This is a genomic window from Streptomyces sp. NRRL F-6492, from assembly GCF_001280125.1.
Lineage (GTDB): Bacteria > Actinomycetota > Actinomycetes > Streptomycetales > Streptomycetaceae > Streptomyces.
Map to the genome: position 1 here is coordinate 1 of NZ_LGEG01000142.1, position 407 is coordinate 407.

A 407-nucleotide genomic window follows, 5' to 3' on the forward strand; every position below is an offset into this window, starting at 1 on the left:
GGGTCACCCTGGCCGACGGCAAGACCTTCGAGGCCGAGGTCCTCCTGGTCGCCATCGGCCGCGGCCCGGTCTCGGCCGGTCTGGGCTACGAGGAGCAGGGCGTCGCCATGGACCGCGGCTACGTCCTGGCCGACGAGTACATGCGCACCAACGTGCCCACCATCTCCGCCGTCGGCGACCTCGTGCCCACCCTCCAGCTCGCGCACGTCGGCTTCGCCGAGGGCATCCTGGTCGCCGAGCGCCTGGCCGGCCTGAAGACCGTCCCGATCGACTACGACGGCGTGCCCCGGGTGACCTACTGCCACCCCGAGGTCGCCTCCGTCGGCATCACCGAGGCCAAGGCCAAGGAGATCTACGGCGCGGACAAGGTCGTCGCCCTGAAGTACAACCTCGCGGGCAACGGCAAG

1 protein-coding gene is annotated in these 407 nt (G+C 70.8%); it reads left to right on the plus strand.

All coding sequences use genetic code 11. The annotated features are described in order from the left end of the window. Window positions 1-407: FAD-dependent oxidoreductase (locus ADL08_RS12900; RefSeq protein WP_159048497.1), on the plus strand; the 407-nt coding region annotated here is incomplete at both ends.